The following is a 21,383-nucleotide window of genomic DNA, read 5'->3' as shown; positions in this document are numbered from 1 at the left end:
GTCTAGCTAAACCCGTCCTTGCCGCATTTTGCGCAAGACATGCGTCTCCTAACATGCTTTACAGTTTTCCCAGTAATACAATAAAAGCCGTTAACCGTGTCCCCAGGGGATGGAACACCATTCGCTACGCGGGTTGGGCTCATCACAGGGGGAACACTTCCTCCTCGTGATTGGTCGTCCAGCATGTCGCATAACGAGTCCCCCAGCTCAGACCCCAACTACAATTCGAATCCTTCCACCGGTTCTTTCGGCCCCGTGTACCCGAACCAGGCACCTCAACCCCAACCACAGCCGCAGCCCCAATTCGCTGCGCAGCCGGCACCAACTTTCGCTTACGCAGCCCCGGCGTATCCGCAGCAAAGATCAGGTACTTCCGGCGCAATGATTGCGCTCATTTCAGTGCTGGTCGTGGTCCTGCTGGGCCTGGTTGGCGCGGTACTTTATGTCACCCTGAGTAAAGATGACTCGGTAACTGCGGCCGACACACAGACGGCTGCCACTACACAGGCCGCTGCCGATGCTTCGAGCCAGCCCAACCCACCGGTCACACAGACTGAGACCGTGGTTGTTCAAGATTCGAGTGGCTCATCCGGTAATTCGGGCTCGTCTCGCTCATCGGGCCTGGCTGGCGGCAACCTCTCCAGCGCATGGAAGGGCACGTCCTCAACGAGCGATCCGTTCGTTCGAAATGTACACAGCGCCTACGTCCGCTATCGCAATTCCACTGGTGCGGAATCCGGCACCATCACGGCCTACAGCCCAACGACTGGCCTGACCTACAACATGTGGTGCCGTCCTGCTGGCGGCAACATCAAGTGCACGGGCGGCCGTAACGCAGTGGTGTACATCGGCTAACGCATACCGCCCACCGCCACGGTCACAGCACTCCAGTCCGCGACCTACGCCACTGCGTCGTCTAGGCCGCCAGCTAGGTCGTGGAAAATGGCCCGGTTGAGACGAAATGCCTTCTTCGCCTCGTCGACCACGGCATCTTTATCGGCATCCGAAATGCCCAGCTCAGACAGACTCCGTCGGTAGCCGTCGCGGTAGGGCTTAATTTTTCCGATAGCGGAGAAGTCATAGAATCGGGTTCCCTCCGCACCGATGCCGTAATGCTTGGCCAGCATGGACGCAATCACCTGACCACCAGAAAGATCGCCCAGGTAGCGAACGTAATGGTGTGCCAATGCGGCGTTGGCGTTGCCGTTGCTTTCGATTTCACGAAGCTCGGCCACGTAGTTCTTTGTCGCCTCCACTGGCGAGATCTTTTCCCGCCAGTCAGGCCCCACCAAATGTTCAAGGTCGGCCGCCAGAGCCTCCAGGCGCTCCAGCTGCGCATCGTAGACCGCTCTGACCTGCGGCGACTCCGCAGTGGACCGCACTGCCTGCTCCAACGCTTCGTACACAAAGTAGAGCTGACCAGTTAGATCGATGGCCGCCTGCGCATTCAGTTCACCCGCAAGCAGCCTCGACATGAAGTCGGAGTTCTCCGCTTCACTGTGGACACCCGCAGTCTCCACTTTGAGTCGCTCTGCCAGGGGCTGAGCAGCCTGCTTGTCACCTTCTTTAATCGTGTTTTCAACCATGATTTTCTTCTTTCTCTGTGAGGTTCGGAGACTGGGGTGAGAGATTGTGGCCCGCACGCTGAGGCACCAGCACGGGGTTGCCCGCGGAGTCCTGAAGCACTTCCACACCGATGCCGTAGACTTCGCTGACGGTCTGTGCATCCAGGGTTTCCGCAGGCGGGCCTTGCTTTACGACGCGCCCCTGCGCCACCACCACAACGTGATCGGCATACGCCGCTGCGGCGGACAAATCGTGCAGGACCACGACCACGGCTTTGCCCGCCGCCGCGCGGGCGCGCATCATTCCCATGATTTTTTCGGCGTGGTGGAGGTCCAGGGCTGCGGTCGGTTCGTCGAGAAGCACGACAGGAGTGTCCTGGTAGAACACGCGCGCGCTGTGGACGCGGGCGCGCTCGCCGCCGGAGAGGGTCGGGACTTCCCGGTCAAGGAGGTGCGCGACGTCGCATTCAGTGATGACTTCCGCGAGCAGCTCTTCGTTCGGGCAGCCCCAGGGGTTGCGTCCGAAGTTGATTACTTCGCGGCTGGTGAATGGCACGGACAGTTCTTGGCTCTGTACCAGGACGGCGCGGTAGCGGGCCAGGTCGGCGATGGAGAGCTCGGTAATGGAGTGCTCGCCGATCCGGACGTTGCCGCCGCTGAGCTCATGGTCGCCGGAAAGCGCTGCGAGCAGTGTCGACTTTCCAGCACCATTCGGGCCGACCAGCGCGGTGACTTTTCCGGGCTCGGCGACCACGGAAATATCGTTGAGAATGCGGTGACCGTCCAGGGTGATGCTGACATTTTCGGCAGAAATGCCCAGGCCAGAGTGAATTTCCATTAGTGCACCGCCCTCTTCGAACGCAGGAGCAGCCAGAAGAACAGCGGGCCACCGACGATCGAGGTGAGCATTCCCAGCGGCAGGTCCGCACCGGTGATCATGGTGCGGGCCGCGAGGTCGGCCAGCGTTGTGGCCAGCGCGCCGCCGAGGATGCATGCAGGAATCAGCGTGCGATGCGCTGGTCCCAGCAGCAGTCGTGCAGCGTGCGGCACGACCAGGCCGATGAAGACGATGATGCCGGAAAATGCCACACCAGCCGCCACGACCAGGGACGTGCCAAAAATGATGGCGCGACGCAGCGTGACGACGTTAATACCCAGGTGGCGGGCTTGCGCTTCACCAAGACTCAGAATGTCCAGCTTGCGGTAGCTGACCCACATGGCAATTACGGCCGGAACTGTCACCAACGTAATAATGACAACCTGCGTCCAGGTGGCACTGGCAAACGAGCCCATCTGCCAGAACACAATGCGGTCGCGGGCAGCCGTGGAGGCTACGAATGTCAGGAGCGAAACCAGACCACCACAGATGGAGTTCACAGCCACACCGACCAGAATGATTCGAGCGATATCGCGGCCACCGTGCGCATTGGCGGCCACAATAGCCGTGGCTACCGCGCCACCAATAAAAGCTGAGACCGCAATGGCCCAGCTGCTGGCGAAGACACTCAACACTCCGCCGAGCACTCCGGAAAGCCCGGCGGCGGTGCCCAAAACTGTGGCGGTGGCAGCGCCGACCGCGGCGCCGGAGGAAACGCCGATGAGGCCGGGTTCGGCAAGCGGGTTGCCGAACACCGCTTGCAGCGCCACACCTGCGAGGGCGAGCCCCGCGCCAACGAGGCAGGCCAGCGCGATGCGCGGCAGTCGCACTTGCCACAGCACGGTGTCGATGGGCTCTGGCGCGTCACCGAGACCGCCATTGAACACTAGCCTCACCATTGAGCTCAGTGATTCGCCGATGGTAGCGCCGAACTGCCCCACGGAGGCCGACCAACCTATTGCCAGCACCAGCGCTAGGGCGAGTCCAATGAAAACGGCCACCTGTCTGAACGGACTAGTTTTGTTCGCGGTTGTCTGCATTGCTCAGCCAGTCACTTTCCCGCAGTCTTGTCAGCGCCATCACCAGCACCGCCACCGTAGAGAGCATCCGCAATGGCGCGAATCGCACGCGGCGACTGCGAGTCAAAGGACAGCAGCTGCGAATCGGGCACGTCCACAACGGACTCATTCTGGCCCGCCGGGGTCTGTGCGATGCCCGGGATCTCCTTCAGACCTTCAATCCCGCCGACGGACTCCAGGCCACCGGTCATCACCAAGATGGTGTCGGGAGCCGCAGCAATCAGGGACTCCGGAGTAATAGGCGTGAACGCACCCTCAATACCCACGCCCTCACCGGCATCGACACCGCCGAGACGAGTGATCAGAGAACGCCCACCAGAATCCGGTCCCGCAATCATGGCCACACCGGTTCCGCGCACGTAGAGAATCATCATCTTGCGGCCATCGGCCTTGGCCTGCGCGTACTCGGTCGCAGCCGCCAGCTCCTTGTCCAGGTGCTCCTTCACCGGGCCAACTTGGTCAGCCAGGCCGACTGCGCCCGCAACTTCGTCGATAAGCGTGTTGATGGTCTCGGGAGTGCGCTCGTCCGACACATGGACGACGGTGATCCCCGCTTTTTCAAACGTGTCGAAGACACGGCTAGGGCCAATCGTGCCATCGGTAATGATGAGCTCCGGCTTTAGCTTCATCACCGACTCAGCATTGACTGCATGCCCGCCGATGGTGAGGTTCGGCAAATCCTTTACCGCCGGGAAATCGGAGGTGGAGTCGCGCCCCACCAGACGGTCTCCGAGGCCAAGCGTGTAGACCGCACGACTGAGTGCTCCCGCCCGGTCAAGCGTGAGAATACGCTGGTAGTCCTTGTCCGCCGCCGGTTTCGGGTCTTTCAGCAGCACTTCGGGGTTTTCCGAAGGCAGGTTCGCATGCGCGGCACCGTGAGCGGAAATGTTGTCGGCGCGCGGAACCGTCGTCACGCCAGCGCTTGACGACGATGCCCCCTCCCTCGCGGCATCATCGGAACCACAGGCGACTAGTCCTGCGACTAGGACAACACTCAGCAGTGTTCCGGCAAGACTGCGAACGCGACAGGCAGGCACGGTGAACATATTCCCCCTCTGTGAGCTGACGCTGCACGGAGATAGACGACAAAAAGAATGACTAAATAACGACTAACACTAGTAACAAAGAGCTTAGAAAGGACTTTGCTCTACTCACCCAAAGAATCTTAGGCTATCTTTTAGTTCTAGGTTAGCCTACCCTTAAATAAAGATAGTAATTTCTACAGTTTTTCGGAAGGACGTTACCTCCTATGACTACTCGTACACTCCAGCGTCGCGCGGCTTTCCTGGCTATTCCGGCCGTCGCCGCACTTCCACTTCTCGCCGCCTGTGGCGCAGATGACGCGTCCGATGCCGCGCAGGATGCTGCCAACGCCTCGGAAACCACCAGCTCGGCTGCAGATCAAGAAACCGACACCGACGCCAGCGCCGGCGAAGTAACCATGGAGGCCGAGCCGGTCAACGACCTCTCCGAGGGCGATGTCATCTCCGTCGACCTGTCTGGTCTCGACCCCGACTACGGCTACTACGCCGCACTCTGCGCCGCCGAGAAGGCTCCAGGCAACCCCGTCCCGGACTGCACCGGTGACCGCAGTGCCGGCACCCAGTCGCAGCAGTGGATTACCAAGAAGTCCGGCGGCACCACCACCATCGCCGACGACAACACTGCGCACTTCGAGCTCAGCGTCGTCCCCAACGGTGAGGCCGTGGACTGTACTCAGCAGGAGTGCGTGCTGAAGCTCTTCGGCGACCACAGCGAGGGTTTCGAGGACATCACCGAAATCCCGGTTACTTTCGCAAAGTAGCCAAACCACACACGCGCAGGTGTCGCAGACCTAGGCTAAGAGCCATGGAAACCGACCAGCCTGCGACTGCCAAAGAGGCGGCACCGCGCCGCATCACACTCCTGCCCGGCGACGGCATCGGCCCCGAAATCACCGATGCCTGCCGAGGACTCATCACCGGCGTCTTCCCCCACTGGGAACTGAAAGAGGCACATATTGGCTGGTCACAATGGTGCGCGCACGGCAATCCCATCCCACAGGAGACCTGGGAAACACTAGAGCGCAGCGATGCCGCTCTCCTCGCGGCGATTACCTCCAAGCCCGCTCGCGAGGCCGAGGAAGAACTAGCACCGCATCTGAGCGGTACCGGCCTGACTTACCGCTCCCCTGTTCTCCAGCTGCGCCAGCGCCTCGATCTCTTCGCCAACATCCGCCCGGTCACCCTGCCCGGCGCGGCTGCCGACTTCACCATCGTCCGCGAAAACACCGAGGGCCTCTACAGTCACGACTATCTCCTTCCGCCTCACGACGCCCCGGCCGACTCCTCGCACCACCACCTGTGGGCAGAGGTGGTGGAGGACTCGACGGTGGCTCGCGCCGTCGATAAGCGTGGCGAAGTTGCGGTTTCTTTGCGCGTAACGACGTCCTTTGCGTGGCACCGCCTTGCGCAAGCGGCGGCCAAGTTGGCTCTCGCGCGGCAGGCGGCAAACCCCGATTCGGAGGCCACGCCGACGGTGACGGTGGCGGACAAGCCGAATATCCTGCGGGACTCTGCGCGTGTGATCCGCGGGGCGGTTGAGCAGGTGGCGGAGGAGTATCCGCAGGTCACATTCGATTTTGCCAATGCGGATGCCGTGGCAATGCAGCTGGTAACCGACCCGGCGCGCTTTGATGTCATCATCGCGGAGAACCTTATCGGCGACATCCTCAGCGACATCGGTGCTGGGCTGATTGGCGGGCTGGGGCTGGCGGCGTCGGCGAATGTGGGCGACGACTTTGCAGTTTTCGAGCCGGTACACGGTTCGGCACCTGACATTGCGGGTCGCGGCGTTGCTAACCCGGCTGCGTTTTTGCTCTCAGCGGCAATGTGCGCGGAACATCTTGGGGCACCGGCCTCAGAGCTTGCGCCCGCAGCCAAGCTGCGCCAGGCCGTCTACGCCGCCACACGCACCGCGCCGACGTTGGACCTCGGCGGCATCGCGACAACTAGTGAGTTTGTGGCTGCGGTGCGGGCGGAGCTGGGGTTGTAGGCATTGACTCGATTACGAAGCGTAATTAAAGTGGTTGCTATCAATCCCAGCCGTTGACCCTCCGCTGATAAGGAGAGCGCCGATGACTGGGATTACTCATAGGGGGAGGGCCAAGAAATATGAGTAGAAACAGATATAGTGCTGCGCGAGCTGTGCCTTTACGTGAGATCACTAACGAAGACGATCCTTTACACGTTAACTACACCGGGAAACGGGCCCCGAGGACGACGACGAAGAACTCTGAGCCCCTACTGGAACTGGCTGAGGTCAATGCCTTCCAGCGGGTCGGACTCGCGGATGTCCTCCTCCGGCGGCAGCGGCACCTCGCAGAGCACAACTGCCGCACCACACGGGTCCTGCACGGTTGCCAGCGGACCGAACTCGGTGGCCTGCGGGGCGACGAGCACGGAACCGCCCAGTTCCTCAGCCTTAGCGACAGCGGTGTCGATGTTCTCCACGCCGAGGTACGCTAGCCAGCCAACGAAGCTCTTATCGGCCGCATCGGTCTGTGCGGCAACCGAGCTGGCTACCAAACCTGCGAACGGTGCCCCGTCTTCCATCGCGACTGCGAAAGTGCCGTGCTCGTTCTTGTTGCGCACTGCGATTTCCCAGCCAAAGAAGTTGTGGTAGAAGTCCGCGACCTGCTCAAAGGTCTCCTCCGGGCCTGCGACCAGCTCGAACCACACCGGGGTGCCGGGCTCGCCCGCTGCAATGAAGGCCTGCTCACCCGGCTGTTCCAAAAGTCCAATGAGGCCACCGGCGGGGTCGGAAACGACGGCCATCGTGGATCCGTCGACAAGCGGGGTCGGTTCCTGGAAGACCTCAGCGCCAAGCTCGCGCGCCTTCTCGACGGCACCAGTGGCGGAGTCGACATGGAAGTTCACGCGCCACTGGTTGACGAAGGCATCCTCAGCGTCCTTATCGGCCTCAAGCAGCACCGACACCGGCATTCCGGACAGCATGGCAACGCGGCGACCAGCGGATGCCTCGCGGGCATCCTCATGGATTGGCGCGGTATTGCGATAAGCCCACCCGAGAACGCCGCGGTAGAAGCGCTCGGTCTTACGCGGTGCGGCGGAGAGCAGGTCTACGCGCAGGGGCATGCCAAATTCGGCGGGAAATGCGGGCATGAGTTACAAGTTCCTCCACTTTTCAGGATCAAAGTCATCGTCGGCGGTGGCCTCATCAAAGTAGTCATCATCGACTTCATCGGCGGTGGCCACGCGTGCCGACATACCGGCAACAGAGACGACGTCCCCTGGACGCAGCACCTTGCTACGGCGAGTGTCGACCTCACCGTTCACGCTGACCTGGCCCTCAGCAATGAGTTCCTTGGCCAGACCGCCCGTTTCCACCAGGTTGGCCAACTTCAGGAATTGCCCGAGACGGATGGACTCGTCCCGGATTGCGACATCGATAGGCTCCATGCCCTTAAGTGTGTCATACCCGGCGAAAATGGTCGGAGTTTGGCTGGTTCAGAGAGGTTCAGAGCGTCTCATGAAACCTCTATTTCAATAAAAACTCTGAACCTCTGCGGAGCGAAGCAGCGCATCCTAACATGCTTTCCATGTCCTATTCACGGCCAACGAGACGGCCCCTTATCGCCAGCGAAGCACCACCTCGCCCGCCGCTGCGCCATATTGTCGCCGCCTCGGTCGCCGTGAGCCTGCCGCTGATGACCCTGGCACTCATCTCAACTTCTGTCTCTGACCTGCTATTTTTGCCTCCTATTGGCGCTGCCATGGCGCTTATCGTCGGCGCACCGAACCTGCCCCTGGCTCAGCCACGAAATGTCGTGGTCGGACACCTCATCGGCTGCACGACTGGCATCGCAATTCTGCACATGCTGGGTTCGACCATCATTGCTGCAGCGGTTGCCGCCGGCGTTGCCTTCGCGCTCATGCTTCTTGCTCGCGCGGCTCATTCCCCTGCCACCGCTACTGCTATGGTCACCGTACTGATGCCACACGGCCATGGGCTTGCCAACGACTTCCGCTTCATAGGCTTCATTTTCGCTTCGTCAATCATGATCGTGGTGCTTGGCATCCTCGCAAATCGACTGCGCGGCCTTCGGTATCCCACCTACTGGTGGTAGGTGGATTCGGGGCCAAGCGCTCCGGCTAAAAACGGCTATCAGTGGGATAATGACACTCATGCCAAAGCAGTGGATTAACAACACGACGACCGAAAAGATTGTCATCGTCGGCGCTGGCGGTTTTGGGCGCGAAGTGGCTAGCCATATCCGCGATATCAATGACTACGCCGTGGAAAACGGACTGCCACAGCAATGGGAGATTTTGGGGCTCATTGATGATGGCACCCCGGATATGACCTATTTCCACAAGCTAGGCATCGAGTACCTAGGCGATACCAATATTCTCAAGGATCTGCCTAAGGACGTGCACTACGTAGTTGCAATCGGCAACGGCGCTGCTCGACGCTCGATTGCTCACCGTGCAGATTCCACTGGACTTATTCCTGCAACTTTGGTTCATCCTGACACAACAATTGGTGCTGTGGTCAGCATCGGTCCGGGCACAGTTGTATGCCCTGGTGCGCGAATCACTTGCAACATTGAAATCGGCGCTCACTGCCAAGTTCACGTAAACGTGGAGGTCGGCCACGATGCCGTGACAAATAATTTTGTAAGTATCTTCCCGCTGGCCGCCATCTCTGGATTCGTCACTCTCGGTGCGGAATCCACCATTGGGGCTAACTCCGTTATCAATCCGGGCGTGGCCGTCGGCGAAGGTTCATACGTTGGTTCCGGTGCAGCAGTGAACAAGGATGTGCCCGAATACACGCTAGTCGCCGGGGTTCCCGCAAAGGTTAAGAAAACACTGCGATAACAAAAATGCGCTAGCTTAAGAGCCCAACGCTAGCTAGAAGTCTCCTGGCAAGTGCTCTCCTTCTCCTGCTGGCCAGTAAACTGCGTCATCGTCGCCTGGCCTTCCTCCGCAATCCCATCCCGCTTAAGCACGACCAGGATGGTGTCGAGGAGGATTTTGGCGTCGGCAAGCAATGACCAATTGTCGACGTACTGAACGTCCAGCTCAAAGCGATCCTCCCAGGAAAGGCCGTTGCGCCCTGACACCTGTGCGAGGCCAGTGATGCCCGGTCGAACTTCATGGCGACGTGCCTGGCGAGGCGTGTAGAGGTCAAGGTATTTCACAAGCAGTGGGCGCGGGCCGACGAGGCTCATGTCGCCGCGCAGGACGTTAATGAGCTCCGGGAGCTCATCCAAGCTTGTGGAGCGCAGGAGTTTTCCCACCTCGGTGAGGCGCGAGGCGTCGTCTACAAGCCCTTTTGCCGGATCGAGGTGATGCATCGTCCGGAACTTGAGCATGTTAAACAGTTCGCCGTCCTTGCCCGGACGTTCCTGACGGAACAGGACTGGCTTGCCCATAGAGGTTCGCACTGCCAAGGCCGTGGCGCCCAGCACCGGGGACAGCACAATCAGACCTGCCGCCGAGGCTGCGATGTCGATGCCACGCTTGACTGCTCGCTGCGCGCGGATGCCCAATGAATCCACTGGTTATCTCCTACTTTTCGTTGAACATTTCGTGCAAGAGCTTTTCGGCACGCGCATCGACCTCCGCGTTCGGGCGCGTCCTAACCAGCCAACCAATCGCACCTGCCGCCCCAGCCGTCGCAAACGCGGCTGCCGCAACGCGCAGTTTGGTGTTGTCATTCTTGTTGTCAGGCGCGCTTTGCTTGACGACGGTCACCGCTGGCCCCGACTCCGGAACAACCTGCTCTCCGCTATCGGCGACCATGACTGGTTCGGGCTCGGCTGCGGGTACTGGTTCTGGTTCCACTTCAGAGACTGGTTCCGGCTCCGAATCCGTCTCAGATACAGGTTCATCGGCAACTCGCTCGATAGCATTTACCGCCTGCACTGGCTCAGAAGTGAGTTCCTCTTCCTCGGTACTTTCGGTCAACCTAGTCTTGTCACTGCGGAACAAGGAAACGATTCCCACCACAAAGGCAACGAAGAATGCGATTGCGATTTCAAGACCAATTCGCGGCAGCGTCCGGAACCAGTAAATATGCAGGCCGCCCCAAATACGGTCACCCAGACCAGCCGCGAAAGTCACTGCAGTAATAAACAATGCTGGCGCCCACCAGCGCGTCTGCAGTGCAGCATGTCCGCGAGCAACTCCCCAGTTAAACAGGGCAATGCCGAGTCCGAGTACTAATCCGCCGATGACGACACCAATGCTGCCCCACATCCAGTACCACTCACCGGTAGCGTTAGCGGCCACCGAATACCAGTCGTACTTCGGGATTGCCTTCTCTGGCTTCCAATACTTAACCAACTCGTACCCCACTGCACGAGGCAAATCCCAGCTCTCCGGCGCAATCGGCGTTAGCGGAGTCAGCAGGTTTTTTCCGCCTTGAAATTCAAAGCGTCCCTGCTCATGCAGGTCGACCAGATTTGCGAAGGTAACAAATGGATCAGTCAAAGATTCCAGACCAGTGCGGTTAGCTGAATTACCCTTATTGATGCTCTCCTGGTGAGCTTTACGCAGCGTTGCAAACACCATCAACGCACCAGGGCCCATAACAATGGCCAGAAGCTTGATCCAAAAACCCCGCACACGAATCGCGAACAACACCAAGAGCCCAAGCCCCACAGCTGCGATACGCAAGCGGCCTTGTCCACTATGAATATCTAGGACGTACACCGCCGACATGCCTAGCACTACTGGCAATGACAAAACCAGGAGAATCACCGATCGCGACCACCAGGCACCAAAGGAAACCAGCAGGATTCCCACAATTGCCGGGCTTTCAATAATGATGCCAGGCAGTAGATTAGAGGCGCGGAATTGGTACGAAAACGCGTACAGCGCAAGGCCGATGAGGATGAAAAGCCACCGGCCAGGAAGCACCTTTTTATCGAAACGAATTTCTCGACCAAAGCGCCAAGAAATCATGGTCACGAGAAAGGTCAGCAAGTAGGTGAGGCCAACGGCCGTGCGCAACGCTTCGGTTGAAACTCTTGTGTCATCCCACGCTTCGTAAGCAGGAAAAGCTGCCGTAAACAGGGTCACAAGCGCAAATACGCCCAACGGTGTGATTGTCCGACCGCCGTTGCCCAAGAAAGTACGCAGGCAGAAAAAAGCCAACAAAATGGTACCGATCTGCGCCCCCTGCAGCGGATCCGTCCACGATGTCACTACGACGACTGAGAATAGCCACAGAACCGCCTCGATAGCTGTCAGTTGCGATATCCGGGCTATTCCCGTGTCGATAGCTTTGGTCATCCCAGCACTTCCTTCAGAACACCAATCACCCGCGCGACGTCGTCATCGTCCAGCGCCGGACCACTAGGAAGAGTAATGCCGCGGGAGAAAAGATTCTCAGCGGTACCGTTGATGGTCGCTCGCGCGCCCTCATACACCGGCTGCAGGTGCATCGGCTTCCACAGGTGACGAGCCTCGATGTTGGACTCATCCAGCGCCGCAATCACGCTGTCCGGGCTCAGCACGCCCTTATCGACGGCATCCTGTGGCAGCACAATCGAGGTCAGCCAGCAGTTCTCGGTGAACCGCTCGTCGGAGTCAGAGAGCAAGCGGGTACCTTTACCAGGGGCATCGTCGTCAAGCGAGGCGAGCAAATCTAGGTACGCGTCGCGAATCTGGCGACGGCGAGCAATCATGTCGTCCAGACGCGAATGCTGCGCCCGCCCCAGCGCGGCAAGCAGATTGGAAAGACGGTAGTTGTAGCCGATTTCGGTGTGTTCGTACCAAGCGACGGGCTGACGCGCCTGCGTGGACAGGTAGCGCGCGCGGGCGATGAGATCAGCATCGTTGGACAGCAGCATGCCACCGCCGGAGGTGGTCATGATTTTGTTGCCGTTGAAAGACAGCGCGGCGGCACGGCCAAAGCTGCCGGCCGGCTGATCATCGACGCTGGCACCGAGCGCCTCGGCGGCGTCCTCGATGAGCGCGATGCCGAGTTCTTCCAGGCGTGGCGCGAAGGCCGGGTAGTCGGCGCAGCGGCCGAAGAGGTCCACAATCATCACGGCGGGAACGCTCTTGCCCTCGGCAAGCAGTTCATCGACGGTGCGGAGCAGCAGCTCAGGGTCGATGTTGCCGTCCTCTGCGGCATCGACAAACACCGGCGTAGCGCCGACGTAAGCGATGGCGTTGGTCGTGGCCGCGAAGGTCATGGTGGAAACCGGGATGTAGTCACCTTCACCAATCCCCAGCGCGAGCAGCGCCAAGTGCAGGCCAGCAGTTCCAGACGACAGCGCGAGCGCGTGCTCAACACCGCAGCGCTTGGCAATCTCCGCTTCAAACGCGTCTACCTCGGGACCCAACGGAGCCACCCAACCAGAGTGGAGTGCACGAACGACGGCCTGTTCTTCTGCTTCGGTGACTGTCGCGAGCGAAAGAAAGATCCGCTCATTGGGCTTGTTAGTGTCGGCGTTAGTCATTACTTCTGAACCTTTCGAACGCGGTTGAGTACCTCGATGAGCTGGTTGTACAGGCTGTCACGAGCAAAACGCTTCTCACCCAGTTCGCGGTTTCGCTGTCCCGCTGCGCGCATCTCATCGCGGTCGGAGATGATCTCAGCGAATCGCTTGGCCGCAGTCGGAATATCGCGCGAGAGACGCCAGCCGGCATCGTGCTCGGTTGCGGCTTCCTCCAGCCAGCCACCGTGGTTGAATACCACCGGACGCGATGCGGCCATGGCATCGAAGACCTTGTTCAGGGAGTTGCCTTCCAGGCAGGGGTCATCACGCAGCGGTGATAGCGCGATATCGGCGGCAGACACGTACTTGGCGACATCTTCCTTCGGCTGACGGCCGAGGAACATCGCATCGGCATCGAGGCCAGCGTTCTCGGCGCGCTGGTACAACGCATCCGAGTCGCTTCCCTGCCCCAGCAGGACAAAGCGCACATTCTCCACGCCATCACGACGCAGCTGCGCCGCCAAATCCACAAGCCACTCCAGCTGGTAGGACATGCCAAAACCACCGGCGTAGACCGCCACCACGTCATCGCCCCAGCCCTGCTCCTTGCGGAAAGCTGCACGCTGCTCGGCCGGGACATCAAAACGCTCAAAGTCCGACGCATTCGGAATGACGGTCACGCGCTTCTTCGGAGCGACCTCTTTGACGCCATCGGCCATCGACGGCGACAGCGCCACGACCTCGCTCGATGCCGCATAAAATGCCTTCTCCAGTTGCTTGGCCAGGAAAATCGCCACCGGATTATTGAGGTAGCCCAACTTGATTGGCACCTCTGGCCACAGGTCACGAATCTCCGCCACCAACGACGCACGCTGGGTAAACTTCGCCACAATTCCCGGAACCGCCACAGTCAGCGGAGTCGAGGACGCGTAAATCACGTCGGCAGGCACACGGGCAGCAACCGCGGAGGCGCGCACCAGGAAGTTGAAGAAACTGACGATGCGCTCGCGCTTCGACATTTCATTGCGGTACGGAATCGCTAAACGACGCACGTGGATGCCATCGACCGTTTTATCCATGGCCTCATCGCGACCACAGATCATTGTCACCTCGTGGCCTGCAGCGGCCATTCGGCGGGCAAACTCGTAGGGTCGGGAACCACCCGGCTCACCGGGGAGAACAAAGTGCTGGTGGATATAAGTGATTCGCATTGTTTAGCTTTCCTCGATTACGTCGACGGGAAGTTCTTCGTTGGTGGTTGATGGATTTTTCGGGCCTCTGCTCGGCTGCATCAACGCCACTGCGGCAACAACGGCTGCTGCAAAGTAGACAACTGCGCTGGTCCACGCGAGACCGAGGGCGTCTCCGAGAAGAATGCCAATCGGGTAACAAATGACAGCGATAACGGCGGAAATGAGCTCCACTCGGCCAATTCGACGGGGATTGTCGCTGCCGAGAATTTCACCGCACAGGTGTCGGTAGCAGCCGAGCACCACGGCCGCGATAGTCAGTGGCAGCACCAACTCCCGAGCAGGCTCAAACTCATGGCCGAATACCGGCACGATGAGGAAGTAGAGTGCCATACCACCGAGCGCACCAAGCGCGCCGTACGCTGCAGTGACTATGCCAAGGTGTCGGAGCACACGAGACGGGGTGAGTTCGCGACCCCTCTGGTCGCTGGTGCGCTGATCGGCGACTGACTGCGCGACCCAGTACAGCGGCTCTGTCGCCGTCGCCACGACCACGAAAAGGCCTAACGACGCCGGCGAGGCCAGCGCCGGCAGTAAAACGCGCCCCAAGCGTGTGGTCGTCAGCGGTCCGAGACCCGATGCGATGAACGGAGCATTTGTACGAGCCGTCTCTACCACTCCGCCGACACGGGAATCGGTATGCTCGCGTGACTTCGCCAGCGACCAGATTGCCAGGGGCAGCGCCGGGAAGATGTAGGCCGCAGCCCACCAGCGCCAGTCCTCGACTCCAGCGAAATACAGCGCAGTGCTAATCAGCAGCACTGAGCCCTGGAAACAGACGAATACTGCGACGAAGAAAGACACTCGATGGCGGCTGATAGCCATCGCACGAACCATGGAAAATGACACGGTAACCAAGGCGACAATGCCGGCCATTGCCGTCCACGGTCCGTAGACGACACCTGCGATGGCACAGGCAATCAGAGCGACCACAGTCATGGCGAAACCACTCGGAATGAGACCGTGGTCGTAATCATCGCGGCGCAGCAAAAGCCGATCGGCCCCAAAGCCGACGAAGGGCGCCACAATATAGGCGAACTGCAAAACGGTAGCGACCTCGCCTCGACCGGCGGGCCCCAGCACTCGCGCGGAAAGAATACTGACCACAAAGGCGACGACTGCGGCGAGCGCTGAAGCTGCCGAAATCGTCGCAACTGTTCGAACTCTTTGCGCCAGCTGCCCGGAGTTAGAGGAGCTGGTGGTTGTCACGGTGGGGAGTCATCCTAACTATTTTGCTTTCGAGCTAGCGGTTGCAAGTGATTGTGCATCAGCGGGATACGCCGCAATACTGCTTTGCGCCCCACCGAGCTCTGCAAGCCAACGACGTGAAGCATCGTGATTATGTGTGCACTGGAGAATCCGCGAATTCAGCCGTTCCGGCTCAACACGTACCTCAGTGATCAGCGGATGACGATCACCAATCTTGGGAACCTCGCGGTCATCAACCAAGTCCTCGGAGATCTTCTCACCTTCGCGAAGACCCGTGTAGACAATCTCTACGTCTGCGTCATGGAGCCTGATAAGGTTCTCCGCCAGCTCAGCAATCTTGACCGGCTTACCCATCTCCAGCACCAGAGTCTCACCGGACTCTGCAATAACGGTAGCCTGCAGCACCAGCTGCGATGCCTCCGGAATGGTCATGAAGTAGCGCTGAACGTCAGGGTGCGTCACCGTAACCGGGCCGCCCTCTTCAATCTGACGCTGGAAAGTCGTAATGACCGAGCCACGCGAGCCAAACACGTTACCGAATCGGACAGATGCCCAGACACCTTCGTGAGTTTGCCCCATGTGCGCAGTCAGACGTTCTGCGGCGCGCTTGGATTCACCCAGAATCGAGGCTGGGTTCGCAGCCTTGTCCGTGGAAATATTAATAACGGTTGAGACATTGGCCGCAGCGGCTGCATCCAGGACGTTCTGGGTTCCGATGACATTGGTTTGCACTGCTTCTGCAGGGTAGCTCTCCAGCAGCGGCAGGTGCTTGAGAGCTGCAGCATGGTAGACAACATCGGGCTTGCGCTCGGTGAAGATCTGCGTCAGCATTTCCGCGTCACGGATATCAGCCAAGACGGTATCGGAGCCGTCGAGAAGCGCCGAACCCGTCAGCGACAGCTGAGTGGCATGCAAGCCGCCCTCATCGCGATCCAGCATGATAAGTTCTGCCGGCTCAAAGCGGTGAACCTGTCGGCAGATCTCGGAACCGATAGAACCGCCAGCGCCTGTGACCAGCACCTTCTTACCGCGGATTATCGAAGCGACCTTGGATTCATCCAGGTGTAGGGGCTGACGGCCAATGAGGTCGGCGATGTTAATTTCGCGCACCTGCGAGGTAGCGACAGCGCCACGGTGGCGCGAGTACTCCTCCACCGGCGGCAGAATGAGCAGGCGCAGGGACGATTCCTCACAAATGTGGTTGAGGACGTTGATGCACTCAGTGGACAGTGGCTCATCAGTCGCAATAATGACCGACTCCGCCGAAGTGCGCGATGCGACTTCGCCCAGCTGATCAATGCCACGAATCACGCGGAGACCATGGATACGAGAAATATGGTTCTCGCCGCTTTCTTCGGGATCGACGATTCCAACCAAGTGGAAGCGGTTCTCACGGGAAATACCGGAATCCGTAAGGCTGTTAATAAAAAACTTGGCTCGACGGCCTGCACCGAGAACAATCAAGCGATCATCCGTCTGGCGGGAACCAAAGTTGTTGGTGATCCAGCGAGCGAGAGTTCGGGTATAGATACTTGCCAAAGTTGCGACACACCCACCGGCGAACGGAACGTACCACGCAATTTCCGGGACGGTCTTCAGAATTTGAGCCAAACCAGTGGCTGCGGTAGCGCCACCCATGCTGATGGTCAGCAGAACAATATCTTCAGTTCGACTGCCGGGCCATACGCGTTGCGGGTTAGTGTACTCCCCGAGCAGCAGGCCTAGCAGGACAATGACGACTACGGCGACGGCGACAACCAAAAAATTAGTGCCTGATATCTCAGAGAAAGATACCAATTCCCCGCGGACGATTCCGTTAGCGGCGGACAGCGCAACCAGCCAAGCGAGTACATCAAATACACACCAGGCGAGCTGCTTCCAGTCTCGGATAAACATTCTTATGCCTTTTACTGCTGGTTAAATTTCCTAACGCACAATGCGTTCCACAGGCTTGGCATACTATGCGATATAAACTACATTTACAGCTCCTACCCCAAAGGGCTACCCCATCGTTCGGGTAGCCAAAAAGCCACCCTTTCCACCCATCATTCTCCCTGGTAAAACAATGTTTCACCAACTATTTACCGAAGCTTCAATCTGTTTACATTCATATAACTAGCTGTACAAACTAACTTCTAACGTAACCACTTCCTGACGATTGCAATTAATGCAAAATCACCTCTTTATTGAGATGCTTATTCAAGGAAGTATTTGCGTGAATACTCAAACAATCGTTTTTGACAAAAGGGTTACACTTCCCCCGTGAGCACATCATCAACGCGTCGGGCACGCGCTTTCATCATCCGAAAGCCCTTCCTTGCTGCACTGATTACTGCCGTTTCAGTTCTAACGGTGATGGCGCTGTTGCTTGCTACCCTGATGCTGATTCAAAACCGGATGAGTCAGACACAGAACGTCGCCGACACATCGGCCACGCACCAAGAGACACTGCTCATCCTTGGTGTCGATAGTCAAGACTCATCCATGGTGGGACACCGCTCAGATGTCATCATGCTCATGCGTATGCGTCACGATCCGGAGTGGATTGACATTGTCTCTGTGCCGCGAGATTCCCTGGTAGATTTACCCGACTGCGCTGGTTCTCACGCCACCGAGCACTCCGGCAAAAAGGACAAACTGAACTCCGCATTCGCCTACGGATCCGTCGCCGATGTCGATGACCGCGGATCAGCCCAAGCGGGCATGGACTGCGCAGCCATGGCGATTACTGAAGAAGCTGGGATTCCCATCGATGACACCATCGCCACCACTTTCAACGGTGTCACCGGCATCATCGATAGCCTCGGCGGCGCAGACCTCCCCGTCGATGACGGCGGTCGCATCGTCCGCGAAGGCAAAGGTGAGCAGCACTTTTCCGGCCAAGGTGTGGTCACACAGCTTCGCGCTCGCAAGACCGAAACGGGTGGCAGTGACCTCTCGCGCATCAACCACCAGCAGGAAATTCTGGGAGCGCTACTGGATTACTACCGCAGCGAAGGAATCATTGACAGCAGCGGCTCCGTGAACTCCATGAAGGAGTTCACTGCCCTCCTCACCGCCCTAACTAATGGAACGGCCACTACTGTCAGTCTGAATGATGTCCGCAGCCTGATGCAGCGCGCCGCGTCCACACCGGTGTCCACCGCGACACTACCGACAGGCCCTGCCGACGATGGTGTCAATGCGGTCTGGACACAGCAGACCACACAGTTCTGGCAGGCCTACAAAAACGGCGAAGACCTGCCCAAATAAAAGCACTCTTACATGCACCCCTATTAAATACGCAACTAGTATGCGTATTATTGATATATGTCGTCGCCCGCCACACCAGAACCCCAAGCCCCCACAACCAAACCACCTTCTAAACCTGGCAAGAGTCACCGCATGTCCTGGCATCGCAAGGCCAGTATGCCGGTGCGCTGGTGGTTCGCTGCCATCATTGTGGCCGCATTAGTCCACCCATTTGTCTCCGATGGGCGCTGGCTGTTGGTGCACCTCTTTACTCTCGGCGCCGTCACCAACTCCATCCTTATCTGGGGCCGCCACTTCACCGAGAAACTACTGAAAATCGATGTGCCCGATGGCAATCGGCACATTCAGTTAGCAAACATTTACCTGCTCAACGTAGGTGTTGGCGCAACGGTCGTCGGCAAGCTGGGTGATTGGTGGCCAGTGACCACGGCCGGCGCGGCGGTCGTCGGCGTCGCCGTCGCATGGCATGCGATTTCCCTCGGACGCGACCTGGTAGCGAAGCGCAATCGACCATTCGCCATCTCCGTTGCGTACTACGTCGCGTCGGCATGCCTACTGCCGATCGGCGCCGCGCTCGGCGCCATCCTCGCATCTCCGAAGGGCGAAGCGCTTCACGACGACCTCCTACTGGCACATGAAGCCATCAACCTCATTGGCTTCCTCGGGCTCGCGGCCTGCGGCACGCTCATCACCATGTTCCCAGCGCTGTGGCGAACCCAGATGTCGCCGCATTCCCGCCCGAAGCTGGCACTAGTAGTACAGCTCATAGGTATCGCGACTACCACAATCGGTGCACTGACCAGCTTCAACTGGTTCGCCTCCGTCGGCCTTGGCATCATCACTATCGGCTGGGTCATAGCCGCCATTCCGTGGGCGCACAACGTCATGACTGTCGCTAAAGACCCCCGCGACCGCCTCAGCTACCCGGCGCTGTCTGTTGCGGCTGCGGCCGTCTGGCTGATCGGCACACTCACAGTTGCCACAGTCAAGGCGCTTGACGGCAGCTTCGTAATCTCATCCCTTACGCTGCCGCTGGTAATCGGTTTCGGCGCACAATTGCTTATCGGCATGATGAGCCAACTCTTGCCCGCTACCATCGGCGGAGGTGCTGGTCCAGTCTCCGCCGGTATGAAGGAACTTGACCGCGCGGGAGCATTCCGCTGGTCGACCATCAATATTGGTCTGGCACTGTGGCTAATGCCGCTGCCGTCCTGGACCAAAGTAGCGGTCTCCGCAATGGTCTCCCTTGCCTTGGTGTCCTATCTGCCACTTGTCGGCCGTGCCGCGAAGGCTCAGATTGGTGCGCTGAAAGAAAGTCAGAAGGCACGGGCCAACAAAGAAGCAACGCCGAAGCCGGTCGAACTGCACGCAACTGCACGTCGACTCGGTGCTCAAACTACCGCCGCTCTGGCTGTATTGGGCCTGGTAGTGACTATTGGTGTTGCGCTGAGCGGTGGCGGTACGGGAAGCATTAAAACCACCAGCGATGTTGCGCCCACCGGAGAAACCGTCGAGGTCACGGTTACCGCCAACGATATGACCTATACCCCGAACGTTATAGAGGCAAACCCCGGCGACCGACTGGTCATCACCATGGTCAACGCTGATTCCCAGGTCCACGATCTGCGCTTGGCCACCGGCGAGGACACCGGACGTGTCGCCCCTGGCAACTCCGCCACCATTGAAGTGCCGGTTGTTCCCGGTGACATTGACGGCTGGTGCACCATTGCTGGTCACCGACAGATGGGCATGACCCTCACAGTCAATACAGGTAGCACTGATCATTCACACCACACCGGAGGTGGCAACCACGCTGACCATGCCACTCCCGGTGCGCTCGGGAATGTCGGCGAGCAACCCGGCCCGGATTCCCCCACCATCAACCCGCTATTAGAACCCGCCGAGGACGCCACGGTTCACCACGTCACCCTGAGAGCCAGCGAGTTCACCGGCTACGCTGCCCCTGGAGTCGAGCAGCAGCATTGGGTATTCAACGGCAAACCGCTGGGGCCAACCCTGCGCGGCAAGGTGGGCGACGAGTTCGTCGTCACGCTCATTAACGATGGCACGATGAGTCACTCCATCGACTTCCACGCGGGCATCGTTGCACCGGATGAACCTATGCGCGACATTGCCCCTGGTGAACAGCTTGAGTACCGCTTCCGTGCCGACCGGGCGGGTATCTGGATGTACCACTGCGCAACCATGCCCATGTCCATGCACATCGCTGCCGGCATGCACGGTGCTGTCATTATCGACCCACCGAATCTCACCGAAGTCGACCACGAAGTTCTTCTGGTGCAGTCGGAAAGTTACTGGGGCGAGGACGGCCCCGATGCCGACAAGACCATGGCCGAGGACCCCGATATCTACAAGTTCAACGGCTACCCCGACCAGTATCTCACCCACCCGATTCGTATTCGCGCAGGTGAGACGGTACGTTTCTGGTTACTGGCCGCAGGCCCCAACAAAGGCACGAGCTTCCACATCGTCGGCACGCAGTTCCATCGCGTGTACAAAGAGGGAACACTTTTGCTTGACGACGGCGTGGGCGGCGCCCAAGCCCTTGACCTCGGTGCCGCGCAGGGTGGTTATGTTGAGGCCGAATTCCCGGAGCCAGGCACGTACCACTTTGTTGACCACCAGATGGTGCATGCCGAAATGGGGGCACGCGGCAACATAGTGGTGAACTAA

General features: G+C 59.2%; 19 protein-coding genes. 7 read left to right on the top strand and 12 right to left on the bottom strand.

The features are described from left to right. The first annotated feature begins 381 nt into the window (after nt 1-381). Complete coding sequence (locus HMPREF3135_RS09230) at nt 382-855, top strand: hypothetical protein (protein ID WP_242458691.1); 474 nt, start codon at nt 382-384, stop codon at nt 853-855. A gap of 44 nt (nt 856-899) precedes the next feature. On the opposite strand, the gene HMPREF3135_RS09225 is transcribed toward HMPREF3135_RS09230, so the two are convergent. Genes HMPREF3135_RS09225 through HMPREF3135_RS09210 form a run of 4 tightly spaced genes read right to left on the bottom strand, consistent with a single transcriptional unit; the run spans nt 900 to nt 4,567 of the window. Continuing rightward, nucleotides 900-1,586 carry a biliverdin-producing heme oxygenase gene (locus HMPREF3135_RS09225; RefSeq protein WP_070439286.1) on the bottom strand — a complete coding sequence of 229 codons (687 nt, stop codon included), beginning with the start codon at nt 1,584-1,586 and terminating at the stop codon, nt 900-902. Beyond that, complete coding sequence (locus tag HMPREF3135_RS09220) at nt 1,579-2,403, bottom strand: heme ABC transporter ATP-binding protein (protein ID WP_083280647.1); 825 nt, start codon at nt 2,401-2,403, stop codon at nt 1,579-1,581. Before HMPREF3135_RS09220 ends, HMPREF3135_RS09225 begins: the two co-directional genes overlap by 8 nt. Beyond that, the gene (locus HMPREF3135_RS09215; protein ID WP_049172506.1) at nt 2,403-3,482 is read right to left on the bottom strand and encodes a FecCD family ABC transporter permease; all 1,080 of its coding nucleotides are present in this window, start codon (nt 3,480-3,482) and stop codon (nt 2,403-2,405) included. The genes HMPREF3135_RS09220 and HMPREF3135_RS09215 overlap by 1 nt, the downstream gene beginning before the upstream one ends. A gap of 11 nt (nt 3,483-3,493) precedes the next feature. Further along, a complete protein-coding gene (locus HMPREF3135_RS09210) occupies nt 3,494-4,567 on the bottom strand; it encodes a heme/hemin ABC transporter substrate-binding protein (RefSeq protein WP_070429106.1) in 1,074 nt (357 codons plus the stop codon). 203 nt (nt 4,568-4,770) lie between these two features. Here HMPREF3135_RS09210 and HMPREF3135_RS09205 point away from each other — a divergent pair, with 203 nt between their 5' ends. Next, nucleotides 4,771-5,325, top strand: coding sequence for a neocarzinostatin apoprotein domain-containing protein (locus tag HMPREF3135_RS09205; RefSeq protein WP_070439283.1), 555 nt, complete (start codon nt 4,771-4,773; stop codon nt 5,323-5,325). Nucleotides 5,326-5,369: 44 nt separating this feature from the next. Continuing rightward, a complete protein-coding gene (locus HMPREF3135_RS09200; RefSeq protein ID WP_070429104.1) occupies nt 5,370-6,554 on the top strand; it encodes an isocitrate/isopropylmalate family dehydrogenase in 1,185 nt (394 codons plus the stop codon). A 248-nt stretch (nt 6,555-6,802) separates the two neighbouring features. Here HMPREF3135_RS09200 and HMPREF3135_RS09195 read toward each other — a convergent pair whose 3' ends face one another. Then, on the bottom strand, nt 6,803-7,684 hold the full coding sequence (locus HMPREF3135_RS09195; RefSeq protein WP_070429103.1) for a glyoxalase/bleomycin resistance/extradiol dioxygenase family protein: 882 nt from the start codon (nt 7,682-7,684) through the stop codon (nt 6,803-6,805). A gap of 3 nt (nt 7,685-7,687) precedes the next feature. Continuing rightward, nucleotides 7,688-7,981 (bottom strand): RNA-binding S4 domain-containing protein, encoded by a 294-nt coding sequence (locus HMPREF3135_RS09190; protein ID WP_070429102.1) that lies wholly within the window; start codon nt 7,979-7,981, stop codon nt 7,688-7,690. A gap of 140 nt (nt 7,982-8,121) precedes the next feature. On the opposite strand from HMPREF3135_RS09190, the gene HMPREF3135_RS09185 reads away from it, so the two are divergent. After that, nucleotides 8,122-8,649, top strand: coding sequence for an HPP family protein (locus tag HMPREF3135_RS09185; RefSeq protein ID WP_224784065.1), 528 nt, complete (start codon nt 8,122-8,124; stop codon nt 8,647-8,649). Nucleotides 8,650-8,707: 58 nt separating this feature from the next. Further along, on the top strand, nt 8,708-9,403 hold the full coding sequence (locus tag HMPREF3135_RS09180) for a NeuD/PglB/VioB family sugar acetyltransferase (protein WP_070429134.1): 696 nt from the start codon (nt 8,708-8,710) through the stop codon (nt 9,401-9,403). Between the two features lie 29 nt (nt 9,404-9,432). On the opposite strand, the gene HMPREF3135_RS09175 is transcribed toward HMPREF3135_RS09180, so the two are convergent. From HMPREF3135_RS09175 to HMPREF3135_RS09150, 6 genes are read right to left on the bottom strand one after another with little or no spacing between them, the layout of a single operon-like run. Next, entirely contained in the window at nt 9,433-10,086 is a 654-nt protein-coding gene (locus tag HMPREF3135_RS09175; RefSeq protein ID WP_070439280.1) for a sugar transferase, read from the bottom strand. A 10-nt stretch (nt 10,087-10,096) separates the two neighbouring features. Further along, nucleotides 10,097-11,824: a hypothetical protein gene (locus tag HMPREF3135_RS09170; RefSeq protein ID WP_070439277.1), complete on the bottom strand. Its 1,728-nt coding sequence runs from the start codon at nt 11,822-11,824 to the stop codon at nt 10,097-10,099. Further along, a complete protein-coding gene (locus tag HMPREF3135_RS09165; protein WP_070429098.1) occupies nt 11,821-12,999 on the bottom strand; it encodes a DegT/DnrJ/EryC1/StrS family aminotransferase in 1,179 nt (392 codons plus the stop codon). Before HMPREF3135_RS09165 ends, HMPREF3135_RS09170 begins: the two co-directional genes overlap by 4 nt. Next, a complete protein-coding gene (locus HMPREF3135_RS09160; protein ID WP_049189805.1) occupies nt 12,999-14,189 on the bottom strand; it encodes a glycosyltransferase family 4 protein in 1,191 nt (396 codons plus the stop codon). Before HMPREF3135_RS09160 ends, HMPREF3135_RS09165 begins: the two co-directional genes overlap by 1 nt. A 3-nt stretch (nt 14,190-14,192) precedes the next feature. Further along, nucleotides 14,193-15,437, bottom strand: a complete 1,245-nt coding sequence (locus tag HMPREF3135_RS09155) for a lipopolysaccharide biosynthesis protein (protein ID WP_049189806.1) — start codon at nt 15,435-15,437, stop codon at nt 14,193-14,195. Nucleotides 15,438-15,455: 18 nt separating this feature from the next. After that, nucleotides 15,456-17,333, bottom strand: coding sequence for a polysaccharide biosynthesis protein (locus HMPREF3135_RS09150; RefSeq protein ID WP_049189807.1), 1,878 nt, complete (start codon nt 17,331-17,333; stop codon nt 15,456-15,458). 366 nt (nt 17,334-17,699) lie between these two features. Here HMPREF3135_RS09150 and HMPREF3135_RS09145 point away from each other — a divergent pair, with 366 nt between their 5' ends. Together HMPREF3135_RS09145 and HMPREF3135_RS09140 are read left to right on the top strand one after the other, a co-directional pair. Further along, nucleotides 17,700-18,689 (top strand): LCP family protein, encoded by a 990-nt coding sequence (locus HMPREF3135_RS09145; protein ID WP_141737765.1) that lies wholly within the window; start codon nt 17,700-17,702, stop codon nt 18,687-18,689. A 132-nt stretch (nt 18,690-18,821) separates the two neighbouring features. Then, nucleotides 18,822-21,383 (top strand): multicopper oxidase domain-containing protein, encoded by a 2,562-nt coding sequence (locus HMPREF3135_RS09140; RefSeq protein ID WP_070439274.1) that lies wholly within the window; start codon nt 18,822-18,824, stop codon nt 21,381-21,383.

Source organism: Corynebacterium sp. HMSC14H10 (genome assembly GCF_001807105.1).
In the GTDB taxonomy this organism is placed as follows: Bacteria; Actinomycetota; Actinomycetes; order Mycobacteriales; family Mycobacteriaceae; genus Corynebacterium; species Corynebacterium jeikeium_D.
Note: the sequence above shows the minus strand (reverse complement) of the source record. Positions and strands in the feature narration are given on the sequence as shown.